18 protein-coding genes, 1 tRNA gene and 1 pseudogene are annotated in these 21020 nt (G+C 63.2%); 1 reads left to right on the plus strand and 19 read right to left on the minus strand.

Features of this window, described 5'->3' with window-relative positions:
- From rplB to rpsL, 9 genes are all read right to left on the minus strand, one after another.
- Complete coding sequence (gene rplB, locus ACT6S0_RS11790) at positions 1–825, minus strand: 50S ribosomal protein L2 (protein ID WP_444764029.1); 825 nt, start codon at positions 823–825, stop codon at positions 1–3.
- A complete protein-coding gene (rplW, locus tag ACT6S0_RS11795; RefSeq protein ID WP_056264764.1) occupies positions 826–1140 on the minus strand; it encodes a 50S ribosomal protein L23 in 315 nt (104 codons plus the stop codon).
- Positions 1137–1757, minus strand: a complete 621-nt coding sequence (gene rplD / locus ACT6S0_RS11800; RefSeq protein ID WP_056264761.1) for a 50S ribosomal protein L4 — start codon at positions 1755–1757, stop codon at positions 1137–1139. The genes rplW and rplD overlap by 4 nt, the downstream gene beginning before the upstream one ends.
- Positions 1757–2428, minus strand: coding sequence for a 50S ribosomal protein L3 (gene rplC, locus ACT6S0_RS11805; RefSeq protein ID WP_444764030.1), 672 nt, complete (start codon positions 2426–2428; stop codon positions 1757–1759). The genes rplD and rplC overlap by 1 nt, the downstream gene beginning before the upstream one ends.
- Positions 2429–2702: 274 nt before the next feature.
- Positions 2703–3014 (minus strand): 30S ribosomal protein S10, encoded by a 312-nt coding sequence (rpsJ, locus tag ACT6S0_RS11810; RefSeq protein WP_056194266.1) that lies wholly within the window; start codon positions 3012–3014, stop codon positions 2703–2705.
- Between the two features lie 64 nt (positions 3015–3078).
- Positions 3079–4269: an elongation factor Tu gene (gene tuf, locus ACT6S0_RS11815; RefSeq protein ID WP_444764031.1), complete on the minus strand. Its 1191-nt coding sequence runs from the start codon at positions 4267–4269 to the stop codon at positions 3079–3081.
- 122 nt (positions 4270–4391) lie between these two features.
- Positions 4392–6497 (minus strand): elongation factor G, encoded by a 2106-nt coding sequence (gene fusA, locus ACT6S0_RS11820; RefSeq protein ID WP_444764032.1) that lies wholly within the window; start codon positions 6495–6497, stop codon positions 4392–4394.
- A 69-nt stretch (positions 6498–6566) separates the two neighbouring features.
- Positions 6567–7037: a 30S ribosomal protein S7 gene (rpsG, locus tag ACT6S0_RS11825; protein ID WP_056194782.1), complete on the minus strand. Its 471-nt coding sequence runs from the start codon at positions 7035–7037 to the stop codon at positions 6567–6569.
- A 159-nt stretch (positions 7038–7196) separates the two neighbouring features.
- Entirely contained in the window at positions 7197–7571 is a 375-nt protein-coding gene (gene rpsL, locus ACT6S0_RS11830) for a 30S ribosomal protein S12 (protein ID WP_056194784.1), read from the minus strand.
- Positions 7572–7710: 139 nt separating this feature from the next.
- Here rpsL and ACT6S0_RS11835 point away from each other — a divergent pair, with 139 nt between their 5' ends.
- Positions 7711–8184 (plus strand): putative toxin-antitoxin system toxin component, PIN family, encoded by a 474-nt coding sequence (locus tag ACT6S0_RS11835; protein ID WP_444764033.1) that lies wholly within the window; start codon positions 7711–7713, stop codon positions 8182–8184.
- 58 nt (positions 8185–8242) lie between these two features.
- Here the strand turns inward: ACT6S0_RS11835 and rpoC are convergent, their stop codons facing one another.
- From rpoC to ACT6S0_RS11885, 10 genes and pseudogenes are all read right to left on the minus strand, one after another.
- Positions 8243–12460, minus strand: coding sequence for a DNA-directed RNA polymerase subunit beta' (gene rpoC / locus ACT6S0_RS11840; RefSeq protein WP_444764034.1), 4218 nt, complete (start codon positions 12458–12460; stop codon positions 8243–8245).
- Between the two features lie 11 nt (positions 12461–12471).
- Positions 12472–16593 carry a DNA-directed RNA polymerase subunit beta gene (rpoB, locus tag ACT6S0_RS11845; protein ID WP_444764035.1) on the minus strand — a complete coding sequence of 1374 codons (4122 nt, stop codon included), beginning with the start codon at positions 16591–16593 and terminating at the stop codon, positions 12472–12474.
- Between the two features lie 430 nt (positions 16594–17023).
- A complete protein-coding gene (gene rplL, locus ACT6S0_RS11850) occupies positions 17024–17404 on the minus strand; it encodes a 50S ribosomal protein L7/L12 (protein WP_444764036.1) in 381 nt (126 codons plus the stop codon).
- A 62-nt stretch (positions 17405–17466) separates the two neighbouring features.
- Entirely contained in the window at positions 17467–18003 is a 537-nt protein-coding gene (gene rplJ, locus ACT6S0_RS11855; protein ID WP_444764037.1) for a 50S ribosomal protein L10, read from the minus strand.
- A gap of 300 nt (positions 18004–18303) precedes the next feature.
- Positions 18304–19014 (minus strand): 50S ribosomal protein L1, encoded by a 711-nt coding sequence (gene rplA, locus ACT6S0_RS11860; protein ID WP_056265787.1) that lies wholly within the window; start codon positions 19012–19014, stop codon positions 18304–18306.
- A 2-nt stretch (positions 19015–19016) separates the two neighbouring features.
- On the minus strand, positions 19017–19454 hold the full coding sequence (gene rplK / locus ACT6S0_RS11865) for a 50S ribosomal protein L11 (RefSeq protein WP_444764038.1): 438 nt from the start codon (positions 19452–19454) through the stop codon (positions 19017–19019).
- A 219-nt stretch (positions 19455–19673) separates the two neighbouring features.
- Positions 19674–20249, minus strand: a complete 576-nt coding sequence (gene nusG, locus ACT6S0_RS11870) for a transcription termination/antitermination protein NusG (RefSeq protein ID WP_056265792.1) — start codon at positions 20247–20249, stop codon at positions 19674–19676.
- 35 nt (positions 20250–20284) lie between these two features.
- Positions 20285–20671 carry a preprotein translocase subunit SecE gene (gene secE / locus ACT6S0_RS11875; RefSeq protein ID WP_056265796.1) on the minus strand — a complete coding sequence of 129 codons (387 nt, stop codon included), beginning with the start codon at positions 20669–20671 and terminating at the stop codon, positions 20285–20287.
- 140 nt (positions 20672–20811) lie between these two features.
- Positions 20812–20887 (minus strand) — tRNA-Trp (locus ACT6S0_RS11880).
- A gap of 14 nt (positions 20888–20901) precedes the next feature.
- A pseudogene (locus ACT6S0_RS11885) lies at positions 20902–21020 on the minus strand (elongation factor Tu); the annotation flags it as partial.

Genomic DNA, 21020 nt, shown 5'->3' on the forward strand with positions numbered 1-21020 from the left:
TTACTTCTTGCGACGCGAGACGATGAAGGTCTGCGTGCGCTTGTTGTTGCGAGTGCGGTAGCCCTTCGTCAGGGTGTTCCACGGCGACACAGGGACCTGGCCCTCGCCAGTGCGGCCTTCGCCGCCACCGTGCGGGTGATCCACCGGGTTCATCGCCACACCGCGAACGGTCGGACGGATACCCTTCCAGCGGATCGCGCCGGCCTTGCCGTATTGGCGCAGGCTGTGCTCTTCGTTGCTCACTTCACCGATAGTGGCGCGGCAGTCGACATGCACGCGGCGGACCTCGCCGGAGCGCAGGCGGATCTGGGCGTAGACCCCTTCACGAGCCATCAGCACGGCGGAGGTGCCGGCCGAACGGATCATCTGGGCGCCCTTGCCAGGCTGCAGCTCGATGCAATGGATCGTCGAGCCCACCGGGATGTTGCGGATCGGCAGCGTATTGCCCGCCTTGATCGGCGCTTCCGCGCCGCTCAGGATGGTCGCGCCCACCTCGAGGCCGCGCGGGGCAATCACGTAGCGGCGCTCGCCGTCGGCGTACACCACCAGCGCGATGTGGGCGGTACGGTTCGGGTCGTACTCGATGGTCTCGACCTTGGCCGGAATGCCGTCCTTGTTGCGCTTGAAGTCGACCACGCGGTAGTGGTGCTTGTGACCACCGCCCTTGTGGCGAATCGTGATGTGGCCGTTGTTGTTGCGGCCGGAGTTCTGGATTTGCGGCTCAAGCAAGGCTGCATGGGGCGCGCCCTTGTGCAGATGCTTGTGCACGACCTTGACGACGCCACGGCGACCGGGCGAGGTGGGTTTGACTTTGACGATGGCCATTTACGCGGCCTCCCCGGAGAAATTGAGCTCTTGACCCGCCTTGAGGGCCACATAGGCCTTCTTGACATGGTCACGGCGGCCGGCACGGCCACCGAAGCGCTTGGTCTTGCCCTTGACCTGGACGACGTTGACCGACTCGACCTCGACCTTGAACATCAGTTCAACTGCGGCCTTGATCTCGGGCTTGGTGGCGTCGCGCAGGACCTTGAACAGGACCTGGTTGTGCTTCTCGGCAATCTGCGTGGCCTTCTCGGACACGATGGGCGCGAGCAGCACGGAAGCCAGACGGCCTTCGGAGTATTTGGTGACACTCATGCCAGCATCTCCTTGAGTTGCTCGACCGCAGCCTTGGTCACCAGCACCTTCTTGTAGAAGACCAGCGACAGGGGGTCGGCGTAGCGCGGCTCGACAACCAGCACATTGGCCAGGTTGCGCGAAGCCAGCAGCAGGTTGTCATCGACGACGTCGGAGATGACCAGCACGGAGTCCAGGCCCATGGCCTTGAACTTGGCGGCCAGCAGCTTGGTCTTGGGGGCTTCGACAGAGATCGAATCCACCACGGCCAGACGGCCTTCGCGGGCCAGTTGCGACAGGATCGCGGCCATGCCGGCGCGGTACATCTTCTTGTTCAGCTTGTGCGAGAAATTCTCGTCAGGCATGTTCGGGAAAATGCGACCGCCGCCGCGCCACAGCGGCGACGAGGTCATGCCGGCGCGAGCGCGGCCGGTGCCCTTCTGGCGGAAAGGCTTCTTGGTCGAGTGATGGACCTGTTCACGGTCCTTCTGGGCGCGGGTGCCTTGGCGGGCGTTGGCCTGGAAGGCCACGACCACCTGGTGCACCAGGGCTTCGTTGTAGTCGCGAGCGAAGATGGTGTCAGGCGCTTCCACCTTGGCGGTGGCCTGACCCTGCTCGTTCAGGAGCTCGAGCTGCATCAGTTGGCTCCCTTCTTGACTTTGACCTTGACGGCCGGGCGAACGACGATGTGGCCGTTCTTGGAACCCGGGACCGCACCGCGGACCAGCAGCAGTTGACGAGCCTCGTCAACGCGCACGATGTCCAGGTTCTGGGTGGTGACGGTTTCGTCGCCCATGTGACCGGTCATCTTCTTGCCCGGGAACACGCGGCCCGGGTCCTGCGCCATCGAGATCGAGCCCGGCACGTTGTGCGAACGGCTGTTGCCGTGCGACGCGCGCTGCGAGCTGAAGTTGTGGCGCTTGATGGTGCCTGCAAAGCCCTTGCCGATTGACGTGCCCTGCACGTCGACCAGCTGGCCAGCGGCGAACAAGGTCACCGGGACGGCGGCACCAGCTTGGTACTGGGCTGCGACGTCGGCTTCGACGCGGAATTCCTTGAGGATTTCACCGGCTTCAACACCCGCCTTGGCGAGGTGGCCGGCTTCGGGCTTGGTGACGCGCGATGCCTTGCGCGTACCGAATGCCACTTGAACGGCACTGTAGCCGTCGATCTCTAGGGTCTTGACCTGGGTCACGCGGTTGTTGGACACATCCAGCACCGTCACAGGGATGGCATCGCCATCGTCCGTGAAGATGCGCATCATGCCCACCTTGCGGCCCAGCAAACCGAGACGGTTGCTCAGACTCATGTTTTTTCTCCAGCCGCGTCGGCCAAAACTTGCGTTCAGGCCTCGGAAGCTATTGCGAACACCCAACATCGATTGGCCGGGCTGACTTTGCAATGCCGCAGAACGACAGTGCGCGAACCCCCAAGCACGCATACGCGAGCCCAGGAAAGCTGGCGAGTATAGCCCGCCGCATGGACTCGATGCAAGCATCAGCATACGAGGCCCAAAAGACATGGCCCCGCTCCTGTCGACACAGGGCGGGGCCATGGATTCGCGAGCTCGAAGGCTCGGCGAATTACTGCAGCTTGATTTCGACGTCGACGCCGGCTGGCAGGTCGAGCTTCATCAGCGCGTCGACCGTCTTGTCGGTCGGATCAACGATGTCCATCAGACGCTGGTGAGTGCGGATCTCGAACTGGTCGCGGCTCGTCTTGTTGACGTGCGGCGAACGCAGGATGTCGAAACGCTCCATGCGCGTCGGCAGGGGCACGGGACCCTTGACGATGGCGCCGGTGCGCTTGGCGGTCTCGACGATCTCGAGCGCCGACTGATCGATCAGCTTGTAGTCGAACGCCTTCAGGCGGATGCGGATCTTTTGCTTTTGCATGACGGTTCCTTAAAGAGCGGGGGCGCATCGGGCGGCAGCCGCCCGATGCACGGTCACGCAGTGATTACGCGAGGATCGTGGCGACGACGCCCGAGCCGACGGTGCGGCCGCCTTCACGGATGGCGAAGCGCAGGCCCGTCTCCATGGCGATGGGCGCGATCAGCTTGACCGTGATGCCGACGTTGTCGCCGGGCATGACCATTTCCTTGTCCTTGGGCAGCTCCACGGCACCGGTCACGTCCGTCGTGCGGAAGTAGAACTGGGGACGGTAGTTGTTGAAGAACGGCGTGTGGCGGCCGCCCTCTTCCTTGCTGAGAACGTAGATCTCAGCCGTGAAGTGGGTGTGCGGCTTGATCGAGCCGGGCTTGGCCAGCACTTGGCCGCGCTCGACGTCTTCACGCTTGGTGCCACGCAGCAGGATGCCGACGTTGTCGCCTGCCTGACCCTGGTCGAGCAGCTTGCGGAACATTTCGACGCCGGTGACGGTGGTCTTCTGGACTTCGCGGATGCCGACGATTTCGATTTCCTCGCCGACCTTGATGATGCCGCGCTCGACGCGACCGGTCACGACGGTGCCGCGGCCGGAGATCGAGAAGACGTCCTCAACCGGCAGCAGGAAGGCGCCGTCGATGGCACGGTCCGGCTGGGGGATGTAGGTGTCCAGCGCGTCGGCCAGGCGCATGATGGCTTGCTCGCCCAGATCGCCCGTGTCGCCTTCGAGGGCCAGCTTGGCCGAACCCTTGATGATGGGGGTGTCGTCGCCGGGGAAGTCGTACTTGGACAGCAGCTCGCGCACTTCCATTTCGACCAGCTCGAGCAGCTCGGCGTCGTCGACCATGTCGCACTTGTTCAGGAAGACGATGATGAACTTCACGCCAACCTGGCGGGCCAGCAGGATGTGTTCGCGGGTCTGGGGCATCGGGCCGTCAGCGGCCGAGCACACCAGGATGGCGCCGTCCATCTGGGCGGCACCGGTGATCATGTTCTTGACATAGTCGGCGTGGCCGGGGCAGTCAACGTGCGCGTAGTGGCGGTTGGCCGTCTCGTACTCGACGTGGGCGGTGTTGATCGTGATGCCGCGGGCCTTTTCTTCCGGCGCCGCGTCGATCTGGTCGTAGGCCTTGGCCTCGCCGCCGAACTTCTTGGACAGCACGGTCGCGATCGCTGCCGTCAGCGTCGTCTTGCCGTGGTCGACGTGACCAATCGTGCCCACGTTCACGTGGGGCTTGGTACGTTCAAACTTGCCTTTTGCCATTTCAAATCTCCAAAAAGAGCGTCTCGTCAGTCTGTTGGTTTAGCGTTTCCACAGCGCCCGTGATTCCCGCCGACTGGCCGAACGGGCGGAGCGCTGCGAAGACGATTCTTCTCAGGCGCGGATCAAGCCTTGCCGCGCGCCGTGATGATGGCGTCAGCAACGTTCTTGGGCGCCTCGGAGTAGTGCTTGAACTCCATCGTGTACGTGGCGCGGCCTTGCGTGGCCGAACGCAGCGACGTCGAGTAGCCGAACATCTCGCTCAGCGGCACTTCGGCCTTGATGACCTTGCCACCACCGACCATGTCGTCCATGCCCTGCACCATACCGCGACGGCTGGACAGGTCGCCCATGACCGTACCGGCGTAGTCTTCCGGCGTCTCGACTTCCACGGCCATCATCGGCTCAAGGATGACCGGGCTGGCGCGGCGGCAGGCTTCCTTGAAACCCATCGAAGCAGCCATCTTGAACGCGTTTTCGTTCGAGTCCACATCGTGGTAGGAACCGAAAGTCAGCGTGACCTTGACGTCCACGACCGGATAGCCGGCCAGCACGCCATTCGGCAGCGTGTCGACAACGCCCTTCTCGACCGCCGGGATGTACTCGCGCGGGACCACACCGCCCTTGATGGCATCGACGAACTCGAAGCCCTTGCCGGGCTCCTGCGGCTCGACGGTCAGCACCACATGGCCGTACTGGCCCTTGCCGCCGGACTGGCGAACGAACTTGCCTTCGACGTCGGTGGCAGTCTTGCGAATGGTTTCGCGGTAGGCCACTTGCGGCTTGCCGACGTTGGCTTCCACGCCGAACTCACGCTTCATGCGGTCGACAATGATTTCGAGGTGCAGCTCGCCCATCCCGGAAATGATGGTCTGGCCCGACTCTTCATCGGTGCGCAGGCGGAAGGACGGATCTTCCTTGGCCAGGCGGCCCAGGGCGATACCCATCTTTTCCTGGTCGGCCTTGGTCTTGGGCTCGACCGCCTGGGAGATCACCGGCTCCGGGAAGACCATCTTCTCCAACGTGATGATGCTTTCCGGGTCGCACAGGGTTTCGCCCGTCGTGACGTCCTTCAAGCCCACGCAGGCAGCGATGTCGCCAGCCAGAATTTCCGAGATCTCCTCACGCTGGTTGGCGTGCATCTGCAGAATCCGGCCGATGCGCTCCTTCTTGCCGCGGATCGGATTGAAGACCGAGTCGCCCGACTTGAGCACGCCCGAGTAGACGCGCACGAAGGTCAGCTGGCCGACGTAGGGGTCGGTCATCAGCTTGAACGCCAATGCAGCGAACTTCTCGCTGTCGTCGGCCCTGCGCACGACTTCCTTTTCGTCTTCGTCCGTGCCGGGAACCGGCGGCACGTCGATCGGCGAAGGCATGAAGTCAATCACGCCGTCCAGCATGCGCTGGACGCCCTTGTTCTTGAAGGCGGTGCCGCAGAACATCGGCTGGATTTCAGCAGCGATGGTGCGCTTGCGGATGGCCGTGATGACTTCCTCTTCGGTCAGGTCGCCTGACTCAAGGTACTTGTTCATCAGCTCTTCGCTGGACTCAGCGGCGGCCTCGATGAGGTTTTCGCGCCATTTGACGGCCTCGGCCTGCAGTTCCGCCGGGATTTCTTCGTAGCTGAACTTCATGCCCTGCGAGGCCTCGTCCCAGATGATCGCCTTCATCTTGATGAGGTCGATCACGCCGGTGAAGTTTTCTTCAGCGCCGATGGGAATCACGACGGGCACGGGGTTGGCCTTCAGGCGCAGCTTCATCTGGTCGTAGACCTTGAAGAAGTTCGCGCCGGTGCGGTCCATCTTGTTGACAAACGCGAGGCGGGGCACCTTGTACTTGTTGGCCTGGCGCCAGACGGTTTCCGATTGGGGCTGCACGCCACCCACGGCGCAATAGACCATGCAGGCACCGTCCAGGACGCGCATCGAGCGCTCGACTTCAATCGTGAAGTCGACGTGTCCCGGGGTGTCGATGATGTTGATGCGGTGCTCGGGACGAGCCAGGTCCATGCCCTTCCAGAAGCAGGTCGTGGCAGCGGACGTGATCGTGATGCCACGCTCTTGCTCCTGCTCCATCCAGTCCATCGTGGCGGCGCCGTCATGCACCTCACCGATCTTGTGGTTCACACCGGTGTAGTAGAGGATGCGTTCGGTCGTGGTGGTCTTGCCGGCATCGATGTGCGCAGAGATACCGATATTGCGGTAGCGCTCGATGGGGGTTTTGCGGGCCATGGTTTGCTCCAGAAGACATGAGCCGCCAGCGGGTTGGTAGAAACCCGAGGCGGCCGAAAGGCAGTGAGTTTAGAAGCGGAAGTGCGAGAAAGCCTTGTTGGCTTCAGCCATGCGGTGAACTTCGTCGCGCTTCTTCATCGCGCCGCCGCGGCCTTCAGCGGCCTCCAGCAGTTCATTGGCAAGGCGCTGGGCCATCGACTTCTCACCGCGCTTGCGGGCGGATTCCTTCAGCCAGCGCATGGCGAGGGCCATCCGGCGGACGGGGCGAACTTCCACGGGAACTTGGTAGTTCGCACCGCCGACACGACGGGACTTCACTTCGACCATGGGCTTCACGTTGTTCAGGGCGACCATGAACACTTCCAGCGGGTCCTTGCCGATCTTCTTTTCGACCTGCTCCAGGGCACCGTAGATGATGCGCTCGGCGACGGCCTTCTTGCCCGATTCCATGATGACGTTCATGAACTTGGACAGATCGACGGAACCGAACTTGGGGTCCGGCAGGATTTCGCGCTTGGGTACTTCGCGACGACGTGGCATGGCACTCTTCCTTTTGCTTCAGTTGGAGACGGCTTTGTTGGCCTGGCTCCGCTGGACAACCACCGACATCTGGGGTCATCCACTTACTCGGCTGCTGAGACATTCAGCGAACCGCAACAACGTCGGTTCAGTCGATGGCGACTGAGCCGAGTAAACGATTTACTTCTTCGGACGCTTTGCGCCGTACTTGGAACGCGACTGCTTGCGATCCTTGACGCCTTGCAGGTCAAGCGAACCACGGACGATGTGGTAGCGCACGCCAGGCAAGTCCTTCACACGGCCGCCGCGAACCAGCACGACACTGTGTTCTTGCAGGTTGTGGCCTTCGCCGCCGATGTAGGAGATGACTTCGAAGCCGTTGGTCAGGCGCACCTTGGCGACCTTACGCAGCGCGGAGTTCGGCTTCTTCGGCGTGGTGGTATAGACGCGGGTGCAGACACCGCGGCGCTGCGGGCAGTTCTGCATCGCAGGCGACTTGGACTTGGTGACCTCGGCCTCTCGACCGTGGCGCACCAGTTGATTGATGGTTGGCATAAACGACTTGTTCCCGTTTGAAGTCTGTGAGCCCCGCTTGAATTTGGAACGCGCAGCGACGCGCCACCCAAAAGGCGGAGAGCCGAGGATTGTAGACCGCCAAGGTTCCATGCACAAGCGCGGCGGTTAAGCTCATCCAATGGACACCCTTTCCTCGCCCGCTTGCCTTGTCGATGACGCGGACGGCGTTCGGCCCGCGATCGTCATTGACACCCAGGTTGTGATGGATTGGCTGGTGTTCCGAGATGCCCGCGTGCAGGCACTGGCTGCGGCCCTCACTTCCGGCGCGGTCCGCTGGGTGGTGGCAACGGCGATGCGTGACGAAATACGGCATGTGCTGAACCGCGGCGTGGCCGCGAGCTATTCGCCGGACCTTGCCTTCATCGAGGCGCAGTTCGACGCGCACGCTCTGCATGTCGACCATGCCGAGCCACAGCCACTGGCGGGCCGGCTTGTCTGCCGCGACCCGGACGACCAGAAGTTCATCGATCTCGCGCTGGCTTGCAACGCCCGCTGGTTGATCTCCCGCGACAAAGCGGTGCTCGCATTGGCGAAGCGGGCCAAGTTGCGGGGCTTGCTCATACAGAAGCCCGAGCTCTGGACGCCGGACTGACAAAGAAAAGCCGCCCGCGGCCTGAACCGGGGCGGCTTGCGGAGCGGGGCCCCGTGGTTTAGTCAGCCGAGTGGTCGCCAGCGTCCACGCCAGCCATCTGTGCAGCGGCCAATTCCTCGGCCTCCTGCAAGGCAATGGCACGGCGCTCGGCGTCGTCCATGGCTTCCTTGGCGCGGCGCGCCTCGTGGAAGGCCATGCCGGTACCTGCCGGGATCAGGCGACCAACGATGACGTTTTCCTTCAGCCCACGCAGCTCGTCGCGCTTGCCCATGATGGCAGCCTCGGTGAGCACGCGGGTCGTTTCCTGGAAGGACGCCGCCGAGATGAAGGAGTCCGTCGACAGCGAGGCCTTGGTGATGCCCAGCAGCACATCCGCGTGAGTGGCAATCATCTTGCCTTCCTTGCGCATGCGGTCGTTGGTGTCCAGCAGCTCCGAGCGCTCCACCTGCTCGTTGAGGATGTAGGTCGTGTCGCCCGGGTTGGTGATCATCACGCGGCGCAGCATCTGGCGAACGATCACCTCGATGTGCTTGTCGTTGATCTTCACGCCCTGCAGACGATAGACGTCCTGCACCTCGTCGACGATGTAGCGCGCCAGTTCCTCGATGCCCAGCAGGCGCAGGATGTCCTGCGGGTCTGCTGCGCCGTCGACGATCAGTTCGCCGCGGTTCACCACCTGGCCTTCGTGCACCAGGATGTTCTTTTCCTTGGGCACGAGTTCCTCGTGGGCCTTGCCGTCCGGATCGGTGATCTGCAGGCGGATCTTGCCCTTGGTCTCCTTGCCGAATGACACGGTACCGGTCTGCTCGGCGAGGACGCCAACGTCCTTCGGGCTCCGCGCTTCGAACAACTCGGCCACACGCGGCAGACCGCCGGTGATGTCGCGGGTCTTCTGGCCTTCGACCGGGATGCGGGCGAGGACTTCACCGGGCAGCAGTTCCTGGCCGTCGCGGATCTGGATCAGCGAGCCGACCTGGAAGCCGATGGCCACCGAGTGGTCGGTACCGGGGATCTTGACCTCGTGGCCGCCGGCGTCCAGCAGCTTGACCTGCGGACGCACGACCTTGGCGGCGCCGCGGCGCTTGGGGTCGATGACGACCAGGGTCGACAGACCGGTCACCTCGTCCACCTGCTTGGCGACGGTCACGCCTTCCTCGACATTCTCGAACTTCGCCTTGCCGGCGAACTCCGTGATGATCGGGCGGGTCAGCGGGTCCCAGTTGGCGAGCACGATGCCGGCCTTGATGGGCTGGCTGGCCTTGATATTCAGGATCGCGCCGTAAGGCACCTTGTGGCGCTCACGCTCGCGGCCATGTGGGTCGGAGATGACGATCTCGCCGGAGCGAGAGATCACCACCAACTCGCCCTTGCCGTTGGTGACATAGCGCATCGTGGCGTTGAAGCCGACGATGCCGTCCGACTTGGCTTCGACGCTGGAGGCGACTGCCGCACGCGATGCCGCACCACCGATGTGGAAGGTCCGCATCGTCAGCTGCGTGCCCGGTTCGCCGATGGACTGCGCAGCGATGACGCCGACCGCCTCACCGACGTTGACCAGCCCGCCGCGGCCGAGGTCACGGCCATAGCACTTGGCGCAAAGGCCGAAGCGCGTGGCGCAGGTCAGCGGTGTGCGGACCTTGATCTCGTCGACACCAGCGGCTTCGAGCACGTCGAGCGTGTCCTCGTCCAGCATGTGGCTGGCGCCCAGCAGCGAAGCCTGGGTCTCGGGGTGGACGACATCGATGGCGGTGACGCGGCCGAGGACGCGGTCACGCAGCGACTCGATGACTTCACCGCCTTCGACCAGCGCACGCATTGCCATGCCGTTGTCGGTGCCGCAGTCGTCCTCGATGACCACCAGATCCTGGGTCACGTCGACCAGGCGACGCGTCAGGTAGCCGGAGTTCGCGGTCTTCAACGCCGTGTCCGCCAGGCCCTTGCGGGCGCCGTGGGTGGAGATGAAGTACTGCAACACGTTCAGACCTTCACGGAAGTTCGCCGTGATGGGGGTCTCGATGATGCTGCCGTCAGGCTTGGCCATCAGGCCGCGCATGCCGGCCAGCTGGCGAATCTGGGCCGCGCTACCGCGCGCCCCGGAGTCGGCCATCATGTAGATCGAGTTGAAAGACTCCTGCGCCACTTCCTTGCCGTGGCGGTCAGTCGTCTTCTCGACCTTGAGGTGGTCCATCATCTTCTTGCCGATCTCGTCGCCGGCCTTGCCCCAGATGTCGACGACCTTGTTGTAGCGCTCACCGGCCGTCACGAGACCCGAGACGTACTGCTGCTCGATCTCCTTGACTTCCTTCTCCGCGCGATCGATGACCGTGTACTTTTCCTTGGGCACCAGCATGTCGTCGATGGCGATCGAGATGCCGGCACGCGTGGCGAGCTTGAAGCCGCTTTGCAGCAGCTTGTCGGCCAGCACGACGGTTTCCTTCAGGCCGCACTTGCGGAAGGAGGTGTTGATCAGCTTGCTGATCTCCTTCTTCTTGAGCGCCTTGTTGATGTTGCTGAAGGGCAGGCCCTTGGGCAGGATTTCCGACAGCAGGGCGCGGCCGACGGTGGTGTCCGTCAGCTTGGTCTCAGAAACCCATTCGCCGGAGTCCTTGTCCTTGGTCCACTCGACCAGACGCACGCTGATCTTGGCGGTGATCTCGACGGCGCCGTTCTCCAGCGCACGGATCATCTCGGGAATGTCCGAGAAGATCATGCCCTCGCCCTTGCCGTTGGTGCGCTCGCGGGTTGCGTAGTACAGACCCAGCACCACGTCTTGCGACGGCACGATCGATGGTTCGCCGGAAGCCGGGAACAGCACGTTGTTGGAGGCCAGCATCAGCGTGCGGGCTTCCATCTGCGCTTCAATCGACAGCGGCACGTGGACGGCCATCTGGTCGCCGTCGAAGTCGGCGTTGAAGGCCGAGCAGACGAGCGGGTGCAGCTGGATGGCCTTGCCTTCGATCAGCACGGGCTCGAACGCCTGGATGCCCAGGCGGTGCAGCGTCGGGGCGCGGTTCAGCAGGACCGGGTGCTCCTTGATGACTTCTTCAAGGATGTCCCAGACCACCGGCGTGCCGGATTCCACTTCCTTCTTCGCCGCCTTGATCGTCGTCGCGATGCCCATGGCTTCGAGACGGCTGAAGATGAAGGGCTTGAAGAGTTCAAGCGCCATCAGCTTCGGCAGACCGCACTGGTGCAGCTTGAGCGTCGGGCCGACCACGATGACCGAACGGCCCGAGTAGTCGACGCGCTTGCCCAGCAAGTTCTGGCGGAAACGGCCGCTCTTGCCCTTGATCATGTCGGCCAGCGACTTCAGCGCTCGCTTGTTCGCGCCGGTCATCGCCTTGCCGCGGCGACCGTTGTCCAGCAGCGAGTCAACGGCTTCCTGCAGCATGCGCTTTTCGTTGCGCACGATGTTTTCAGGCGGCTTCAGCTCGAGCAGGCGGGCCAGGCGGTTGTTGCGGTTGATGACGCGACGGTAGAGGTCGTTCAGGTCGGAGGTCGCGAAGCGGCCGCCATCCAGCGGCACCAGCGGACGCAGGTCCGGCGGCAGCACGGGCAGCACGTCCAGCACCATCCAGTTCGGCTTGATGCCGGACTTCTTGAAGGCCTCCATGACCTTCAGGCGCTTGGAGTTCTTCTTGACCTTGAGCTCCGAGCCGGTCATGTCGTTGCGCAGGCGATCGATCTCGACGTCGAGATCCATTTCCTGCAGCAGGTTCTTGATGCCCTCTGCGCCCATCAGCGCGATGAACTCGTCACCGAATTCGATGCGCTTCGCGTCGTAGTCGTCCTCGGTCATGATCGAGAACTTCTTCAGCGGCGTCATGCCCGGGTCGACGACCACGTACGCTTCGAAGTACAGCACGCGCTCGATGTCGCGCAGCGTCATGTCGAGCACCAGGCCCAGACGCGACGGCAGAGACTTCAGGAACCAGATGTGGGCGCAGGGCGCTGCCAGGTCAATGTGCCCCATACGGTCACGGCGGACCTTGGTCTGCGTGACTTCAACGCCGCACTTCTCGCAGATCACGCCACGGTGCTTGAGGCGCTTGTACTTGCCGCACAGGCACTCGTAGTCCTTGATCGGGCCAAAGATCTTGGCGCAGAACAGGCCGTCGCGCTCGGGCTTGAAGGTGCGGTAGTTGATGGTCTCGGGCTTCTTCACCTCGCCGAACGACCAGCTGCGGATCTTCTCCGGCGACGCCAGGCCGATCTGGATGGCATCGAAATGCTCATCGGGGGTGAATTGCTTGAAAAGGTCGAGTAGTCCCTTCATGCATCTGCTCCTTAGTTCTTCACGAGTTCAATGTCGATGCCAAGGGAACGGATTTCCTTGACCAGGACGTTGAACGATTCCGGCATGCCGGCTTCGATGGCGTGTTCGCCCTTGACGATGGACTCGTACACCTTGGTGCGGCCGTTCACGTCGTCGGACTTGACCGTCAGCATTTCCTGCAGGATGTAGGAGGCGCCATAGGCTTCCAGCGCCCAGACTTCCATTTCGCCGAAACGCTGGCCGCCGAACTGCGCCTTGCCGCCCAGCGGTTGCTGCGTGACGAGGGAGTACGGGCCGGTCGAACGGGCGTGCATCTTGTCGTCCACCAAGTGGTGGAGCTTCAGCACGTGCATGTAGCCGACGGTGACCGGGCGCTCGAACTGCTCGCCGGTGCGGCCGTCGCACAGCCAGGCCTGGGTGCGCGTCTCGGTCAGGCCCTTCTTGGCGGCGATGTCGTCCGGGTAGGCCAGCTTGAGCATGCCGCGGATTTCTTCCTCCTTGGCACCGTCGAAGACCGGCGTCGCGAAGGGCACGCCCTTGGCGAGGTTCGCGGCCATCTCCAGCACTTCGTCGTCCGTCAGGTCTTCGATGCGCTCGGTCTTGCCGCCGCTCTGGTTGTAGAGCTGGTCGAACAGCTTGCGCAGTTCGGCCACCTTGGTGTGCTGCTGCAGCATGTCGCCGATGCGCTGGCCGATGCCCTTGCCGGCCCAGCCCAGGTGCACTTCCAGCACCTGGCCCACGTTCATCCGCGAGGGGACGCCCAGGGGGTTCAACACGATGTCGGCAGGCGTGCCGTCGGCCATGTAGGGCATGTCTTCGATCGGCGTGACCTTGGACACGACGCCCTTGTTGCCGTGACGGCCGGCCATCTTGTCGCCCGGCTGCAGGCGGCGCTTGACGGCCAGGTAGACCTTGACCATCTTCAACACGCCGGCGGGCAGCTCGTCGCCCTGCGTCAGCTTCTTGCGCTTTTCTTCAAAAGCCAGGTCGAAGCTGTGGCGGGTCTGGTCGAGCGAGTTCTTGATCGACTCCAGCTGGTTGGCGACGTCCTCCTCGGCCGGACGGATGTCGAACCAGTGGAACTTCTCGACCGACGCCAGGTAGTCCTTGTCGATGGCCGTGCCCTTGGCAATCTTCTGCGGGCCGCCGTTGGCGAGCTTGCCGACCAGCAGCTTCTCGATACGGTCGAAGGCGTCGCTCTCGACGATGCGCAGCTGGTCGTTCAGGTCCAGGCGATAGCGCTTGAGCTCGTCGTCGATGATCTGCTGGGCGCGCTTGTCGCGCTGGATGCCTTCACGGGTGAAGACCTGCACGTCGATGACCGTGCCCTGCGTGCCCTGGTCGACGCGCAGCGACGTGTCCTTCACGTCCGAAGCCTTCTCGCCGAAGATGGCGCGCAGCAGCTTCTCTTCCGGCGTCAGCGTGGTCTCGCCCTTGGGCGTGACCTTGCCGACCAGCACGTCGCCCGGGTTCACCTCGGCACCGACGTAGACGATGCCCGACTCGTCCAGGCGGCCGAGTTGCTGCTCCGACAGGTTCGGGATGTCGCGGGTGATTTCCTCGGCGCCCAGCTTGGTGTCACGCGCGTTGACGACCAGCTCCTCGATGTGGATCGAGGTGTAGCGGTCTTCGGCGATGACGCGTTCGCTGATGAGGATCGAGTCCTCGAAGTTGTAGCCGTTCCAGGGCATGAACGCGACCAGCATGTTCTGGCCCAGGGCCAGCTCGCCGATGTCCGTGGACGCGCCGTCGGCAATGATGTCCTCGGCCGCCACCTTGTCGCCGCGCTTGACGATGGGACGCTGGTGGATGTTGGTGTTCTGGTTGGAACGCTGGTACTTGATCAGGTTGTAGATGTCGACACCGACTTCACCGGCCACCGTCTCGTTGTCGTTCACACGAATGACGATGCGGTTGGTGTCGACATAGTCCACCACGCCACCGCGGCGAGCCGCGACCACCGTGCCCGAGTCCTTGGCCGCCACGCGCTCGACGCCCGTGCCGACAAAAGCCTTCTCGGGGCGCAGCACAGGCACGGCCTGACGCTGCATGTTGGCGCCCATCAGCGCGCGGTTCGCGTCGTCGTGCTCCAGGAAGGGCACGAGCGAGGCCGCGACCGACACGATCTGCGTCGGCGCCACGTCCATGTACTGGATCCGTTCCGGCTGCGTCAGCACGGACTCACCATTCTCACGGGCCGAGACCAGCTCGTCGGTCAGTTCGCCGGTCGTGTTCAGCGTCGCGTTGGCCTGGGCGATGACGTACTTGCCTTCCTCGATGGCCGACAGATAGTCGATCTGGTCGGTCACCTTGCCGTCGACGACGCGGCGATAAGGCGTTTCCAGGAAGCCGTACTCGTTGAGCTGAGCGAACAGCGCCAGCGAGTTGATCAGGCCGATGTTCGGGCCTTCCGGCGTTTCGATCGGGCAGACGCGGCCGTAGTGGGTCGGATGCACGTCACGGACTTCGAAGCCAGCGCGCTCCCGCGTCAGACCGCCCGGGCCCAGTGCGGAAACACGACGCTTGTGCGTGATTTCCGACAGCGGGTTGGTCTGGTCCATGAACTGCGACAGCTGCGACGCACCGAAGAACTCCTTGAGCGCCGCGGAGATCGGCTTGGAGTTGATCAGGTCGTGCGGCATCAGGGCTTCGGTCTCGGCCTGGCCGAGGCGTTCCTTGACGGCCTTCTCGATGCGGGCGAGGCCCGAGCGGTACTGGTTTTCGGCCAGCTCGCCCACGCAGCGCACACGCCGGTTGCCCAGGTGGTCGATGTCGTCCACTTCGCCGCGGCCATTGCGCAGCTCGACGAGGATCTTGACGACGTCAAGGATGTCCTCGTTGGACAGGTTCATGTTGCCTTCGGGCGTGTCACGGCCGACACGCGCGTTGAACTTCATGCGGCCGACGCGGCTCAGGTCGTAGGTGTCGGTGCTGTAGAACAGGCGGTTGAACAGCGCTTCGACAGCGTCTTCCGTCGGCGGCTCGCCGGGGCGCATCATGCGGTAGATGGCGACACGGGCGGCCAGCTGCGTTTCGGTCTCGTCGGACGCCAGCGTCTGCGAGATGTAGGCGCCTTCGTCCAGCTCGTTCGTGAACAGGCACTGGATTTCCTTGACGCCGGCCTGGCGCAGCTTCTTCAGCAACGCGTCGGTCAGTTCGTCATTGGCCTTGGCGATGATCTCACCGGTATCGGCGTCGATCATGTTCTTGGCCAGCACGCGGCCGACCAGGAAGTCTTCCGGCACCGAGATGTGCTGCGTGCCGGACTGCTCCAGCTGCCGCGCATGGCGGGCCGTGATGCGCTTGTCCTTCTCGACGATGACGGCACCCGACTTGTCGACGATGTCGAAACGGGCGACTTCACCCTTCAGACGGTCAGCGACGAACTCCAACTGCGCGCCGACGTCCATCAGGCGGAAGTTGTCGAACACGAAGAAGTGGGCAAGGATCTGTTCCGGCTTCAGGCCGATGGCCTTGAGCAGGATGGTGACCGGCATCTTGCGGCGGCGGTCGACGCGGAAGTACAGGATGTCCTTCGGGTCGAACTCGAAGTCCAGCCAGGAACCGCGGTAGGGGATGATGCGGGCGCTGAACAGCAGCTTGCCCGAACTGTGGGTCTTGCCTTTGTCATGCTCGAAGAACACGCCCGGCGAACGGTGCAGCTGCGACACGATGACGCGCTCGGTACCGTTGACGATGAAGCTGCCGTAGTCGGTCATCAAGGGCACTTCGCCCATGTAGACCTCTTGCTCCTTGATCTCCTTGACGGTCTTCGCCTGGGGCGACTCACGGTCATAGATGATCATTTGCAGGCGCGCACGCACGGCGGCCGCATAAGTCAAGCCACGCTGTTGGCACTCACGGGTGTCGAACGGCGGCTTGGCGATGTTGAATTCGAGGAACTTCATCTCGACGAAACCGTTGTGCGAAACAATCGGGAACGCCGAGAGAAAAGCCGCCTGCAGCCCTTCGGGCTTGCGCTTGGGCGGCGGCACGTCCTTCTGCAGGAAGGCAACGTAACTGTCCTTCTGCATCGTCAGCAGGTAGGGAACGTTGAGAACGCTCTCGCGCTTGCCGAAGCTCTTGCGAATCCGCTTGCGCTCGGTATAGCTGTAGGGGGTTGCTTGCGCCATAAACACTCCGTGTCGAGCCCACCCCTGGCCGTGGGGCGAGCCGCGTCGGCGACTGGCTGGCTCAATCGCCCAGAACGGGCGTTTGATGAGCTTGGTGGTTGGCCACTACCAACCGCTGGCGGACAACCCCGACATTGCATCGGAGTCCGACCAAACTGGTTCTCTGCAGTCGGATCAAAGAACACTTGAAAGAACTGCGCATCATACTGCGCCCTGTGCTTTCAGCTGTTCTCAAGCAGGATTAACCCGCAAAGACGAAAAAGGGGAAGCCGAACGGCAACCCCTTTTTTTGAATCCGGCAAACCGGATTCGGCGGGGGAGCGGCGTCGCGAGCCGGTCGAGGTCGGGTCTGAGACGCGGAACCGCACTGGCGTGCGGTGAGCATCGAAGGCCCGAGATCGGCCGGCGTAGTAGCCGAGCCCCCGTCGAATTACTTGAGCTCGGCCTTCGCGCCGGCTTCGACCAGCTTCTTCAAAGCGGCTTCGGCGTCGGCCTTGGCAATGGCTTCCTTGACGGGCTTCGGAGCGCCGTCGACCAGGTCCTTGGCTTCCTTCAGGCCCAGGCCGGTGATTTCGCGAACGGCCTTGATGACGGAAACCTTGTTGGCGCCGGCTTCGAGCAGCACGACGTTGAACTCGGTCTTCTCTTCAACAGCTGCAGCAGCACCGCCGCCAGCGCCGCCAGCGGCAGGGGCAGCCATCGAAGCGGCGGACACGCCAAACTTCTCTTCGATTGCCTTGACCAGGTCGTTCAGTTCCAGAACGGTCATGCTGTCCAGCGAGGCCAGGAAAGCGTCTTTATCGAATGCCATGATGAATTTCCTTAAAACAGATTTGATTGCGCGCGACTTGCGTCAGCCGCGCGGTTCGTCGATCAGGCCGCAGCCGGAGCTTCTTCGGCAGCAGCTTCCGGGGAAACGGCGCCTTCGCCACGCTTCGCAGCCAACGCTGCCAGCACGGCCGCAGTGCGTTGCACCGGGGACATCAGCAGGCCAGCGATTTGCGACAGCAGCACTTCCTTGCTCGGGACCGAGGCCAGCGCTTTCACGCCGGCGACGTCCAGAGCCTTGCCGCCGTAGGCGCCGCCCTTGATGACGAGCTTGTCGTTGGTCTTGGCAAAGTCAGCGATGACTTTGGCAGCCGCGACAGCGTCTTCCGAAAAGCTGTAGATCAGCGGACCGACCATGCTCTCCGAGGCCGCCTCGAACGGGGTGCCGGCAACAGCGCGACGGGCCAGGGTGTTCTTCAGCACGTGAAGATAGACACCCTTGGACCGCGCGTCGATGCGCAGCTTGTTCAAGGCTTCCACGGTGAGGCCACGGTACTCGGCCAACGCCAGCGTCTGCGACTTGGCAGCTTGCGCTGCGACGTCGGAGACAACAGCGGCCTTCTCGTTGCGATTGAGACTCAAGGTCTACTCCTCACATTTGCCCTCCCGGCCTTGCGGCCGGGTGAGCGCCAGGGAATTAGCGACCATCTGTCAGGAAACCCACTCCGATGACCGGAATGGCAAACCCTTCAGCGGGACCGCCATCTGCGTTGGTTCTCGTCCCAATTGCTTGAGAACAGAGATTTAAGGGGTCTCCACCAACGGTCTTGGATGACGCGCCGCGCCGGCGAACCGGAACGACGCCCCACCAATCTTGTTGCCCGGGGCCAGACTCGCCCCGTGCAGATTCAGTTCCCCAGGCCATCAAGGCCTGGCTGCAGCTCAGGCCGCGTTGGCCTGTGCGTTGATCGACGCGATGTCGACACGGGCGCCGACGCCCATCGTCGACGAGACGGCGACCTTGCGCAGGTAGATGCCCTTGCTCGACGCCGGCTTGCTCTTGTTCAGAGCTTCGATCAGCGCGCGCAGATTGCCTTCGAGCTTGTCGGTGTCGAACGAGCGACGGCCGAGGGTGCCGTGGATGATGCCGGCCTTGTCGACGCGGAACTGGACTTGGCCAGCCTTGGCGTTCTTGACAGCGGTGGCGACGTCCGGGGTCACGGTGCCGACCTTGGGGTTGGGCATCAAGCCGCGCGGGCCCAGGATCTGGCCCAGGGTACCGACGACACGCATCGTGTCCGGCGACGCGATGACCACGTCGAAGGGCATGTCGCCCGCCTTGACGCGCTCGGCCAGGTCTTCCATGCCGACGACATCGGCGCCAGCAGCGCGGGCTTCGTCAGCCTTGGCGCCCTGGGCGAACACGGCGACGCGCTTGGTCTTGCCGGTGCCGTTGGGCATCACGACCGCACCGCGAACGACTTGGTCCGACTTCTTGGCGTCGATGCCGAGTTGTACGGCGACGTCGATGGACTCATCGAACTTGGCGGAAGCCAGGCCCTTGACGAGGTCCAGAGCTTCGGTCAGGCCGTACAGCTTGGTCGACTCGACCTTGCCAGCCAGCGCCTTTTGCTTCTTGGTGAGCTTGGCCATGTTCAAACCCCTTCCACGATGATGCCCATCGAGCGGGCGGAGCCGGCGATGGTCTTGACTGCGGCGTCCATGCTGGCGGCCGTCAGGTCCTTGGTCTTGATCGTTGCGATCTCTTCCAGCTGGGCGCGGGTCAGCTTGCCGACCTTGTCCAGATGCGGGCGCTGCGAGCCCTTCTCGATCTTCGCGGCCTTCTTGATCAGCACGGTCGCCGGGGGCGACTTGATGACGAAGGTGAAGCTCTTGTCTGCGAACGCGGTGATGACCACCGGCAGCTTCATGCCCGGCTCGAAGCCGGCGCCCGAAGTCTGCGCGTTGAACGCCTTGCCGAATTCCATGATGTTCAGGCCACGCTGACCCAGCGCGGGACCCACCGGCGGCGAGGGGTTAGCCTTGCCCGCCGCGACTTGCAGCTTGATGAAGCCGACAATTTTCTTGGCCATGTTTTCTCCAATCCAGTGACCGGGCGGCCCCGCCTGATCACCTGAGTGCTAGCGCATCGGACTCGGACCGAAATCCTTACCTTTGCTCCTCTTGTCCGCCTCTCGTTGCAGACTGATCACGGGCCGACGTGAGGGACGCCGGCCAAACCCAGGATTCCAGCGCGTCAGACCTTTTGCCTTAGCCCTCCGGGCAGCGGCGAAAAGTGTGACGGCAAACCGTCACACTTTTTCGACCTGCGCGAAGTCCAGTTCGACCGGCGTTGCACGGCCAAAGATCGTGACGGACACCCGCACCTTGGACTTGTCGTAGTTGACCTCTTCGACCGAGCCGTTGAAGTCGGTGAAAGGGCCATCCTTGACGCGCACGACCTCGCCGACCGTCCACTCGACCTTGGGCCGGGGCTTCTCGACGCCTTCCTGCATCTGGTTGACGATCTTCATGACCTCGGCTTCCGAGATCGGGGCCGGGCGGTTCTTGGCGCCACCGACAAAGCCCGTCACCTTGGACGTGTGCTTGACCAGGTGCCAGGATTCGTCGTCCATCGACATCTCCACCAGCACATAGCCGGGGAAGAAGCGACGCTCGGTCACGGCCTTCTTGCCGTTCTTCAACTCGACGACTTCTTCGGTCGGCACCAGGATGCGCCCGAACTTGTCCTGCATGCCGGCGCGGTCGATGCGCTCGCGCAGGTTGCGCTCGACAGCCTTTTCCATACCCGAATAGGCATGGACGACATACCAGCGCTTGGGCAGGCCGGCCGGGGCTTCGGTCGTGACGACTTGTTCTTCAGACATTGGATTCCTTGCCTTCGCTTGCGTGCCGCTTTGGATCAGCGCTTCCAGCCCAGAATCAGGTCGTAGAGCACCCATTCCAGCGTCTTGTCGGTCGTCCACAGGAAAAGCGCCATGACGACAACAAAGGCGAATACATAGCCCGTCATCTGCCGCGCTTCCTTGTGGGACGGCCAGACCACCTTCTTGACCTCACGCGCCGAGTCGCGGCCATAGGCGATCAGCGCCTTGCCATGCTCGGACGTAAAGAATGCCGCCACACCGGCCGCCAGCAGCACCAGGAGCGAAGCCCACTGCACCAGCGCGCCTTGCTTGGACAGGCTGTAGTAGGCCACCAGCGCGCCGATCAACAGCAGCACCGCAACGGCCAGCTTGGCCTTATCGGCGCCGCTGGTCACGGTTTCGACTTGGGGAGGATTCGCCATCACTTCACTTTCACGCACCGCATTCAAGCGGCTATTCGGACACTGCCTTGGCCGTAGCCATCAGCAGCAAGGCCCGCTGAGATCGCTCTCGCGGGCCGATGCTTTGAGCCTTGACACCAACCGTCGTGATCAGCGACTGCTGGCAGGGGCAGAGGGTCTCGAACCCCCAACCTTCGGTTTTGGAGACCGACGCTCTGCCAATTGAGCTATGCCCCTGTGGCCTTAAAAACTTACGCGAGGATCGTGGCGACGACGCCCGAGCCGACGGTGCGGCCGCCTTCACGGATGGCGAAGCGCAGGCCCGTCTCCATGGCGATGGGCGCGATCAGCTTGACCGTGATGCCGACGT

Origin of the sequence: Roseateles sp. (genome assembly GCF_052436255.1) — a bacterium.
Classification (GTDB): Bacteria; Pseudomonadota; Gammaproteobacteria; order Burkholderiales; family Burkholderiaceae_C; genus Pelomonas.

Excerpts from the sequence above, each read along its gene's own strand:
- rplB (WP_444764029.1), bottom strand. The coding sequence starts at position 825 with ATGGCCATCGTCAAAGTCAAACCCACCTCGCCCGGTCGCCGTGGCGTC.
- rplW (WP_056264764.1), bottom strand. The coding sequence starts at position 1,140 with ATGAGTGTCACCAAATACTCCGAAGGCCGTCTGGCTTCCGTGCTGCTC.
- rplD (WP_056264761.1), bottom strand. The coding sequence starts at position 1,757 with ATGCAGCTCGAGCTCCTGAACGAGCAGGGTCAGGCCACCGCCAAGGTG.
- rplC (WP_444764030.1), bottom strand. The coding sequence starts at position 2,428 with ATGAGTCTGAGCAACCGTCTCGGTTTGCTGGGCCGCAAGGTGGGCATG.
- rpsJ (WP_056194266.1), bottom strand. The coding sequence starts at position 3,014 with ATGCAAAAGCAAAAGATCCGCATCCGCCTGAAGGCGTTCGACTACAAG.
- tuf (WP_444764031.1), bottom strand. The coding sequence starts at position 4,269 with ATGGCAAAAGGCAAGTTTGAACGTACCAAGCCCCACGTGAACGTGGGC.
- fusA (WP_444764032.1), bottom strand. The coding sequence starts at position 6,497 with ATGGCCCGCAAAACCCCCATCGAGCGCTACCGCAATATCGGTATCTCT.
- rpsG (WP_056194782.1), bottom strand. The coding sequence starts at position 7,037 with ATGCCACGTCGTCGCGAAGTACCCAAGCGCGAAATCCTGCCGGACCCC.
- rpsL (WP_056194784.1), bottom strand. The coding sequence starts at position 7,571 with ATGCCAACCATCAATCAACTGGTGCGCCACGGTCGAGAGGCCGAGGTC.
- ACT6S0_RS11835 (WP_444764033.1), top strand. The coding sequence starts at position 7,711 with ATGGACACCCTTTCCTCGCCCGCTTGCCTTGTCGATGACGCGGACGGC.
- rpoC (WP_444764034.1), bottom strand. The coding sequence starts at position 12,460 with ATGAAGGGACTACTCGACCTTTTCAAGCAATTCACCCCCGATGAGCAT.
- rpoB (WP_444764035.1), bottom strand. The coding sequence starts at position 16,593 with ATGGCGCAAGCAACCCCCTACAGCTATACCGAGCGCAAGCGGATTCGC.
- rplL (WP_444764036.1), bottom strand. The coding sequence starts at position 17,404 with ATGGCATTCGATAAAGACGCTTTCCTGGCCTCGCTGGACAGCATGACC.
- rplA (WP_056265787.1), bottom strand. The coding sequence starts at position 19,014 with ATGGCCAAGCTCACCAAGAAGCAAAAGGCGCTGGCTGGCAAGGTCGAG.
- rplK (WP_444764038.1), bottom strand. The coding sequence starts at position 19,454 with ATGGCCAAGAAAATTGTCGGCTTCATCAAGCTGCAAGTCGCGGCGGGC.
- nusG (WP_056265792.1), bottom strand. The coding sequence starts at position 20,249 with ATGTCTGAAGAACAAGTCGTCACGACCGAAGCCCCGGCCGGCCTGCCC.
- secE (WP_056265796.1), bottom strand. The coding sequence starts at position 20,671 with ATGGCGAATCCTCCCCAAGTCGAAACCGTGACCAGCGGCGCCGATAAG.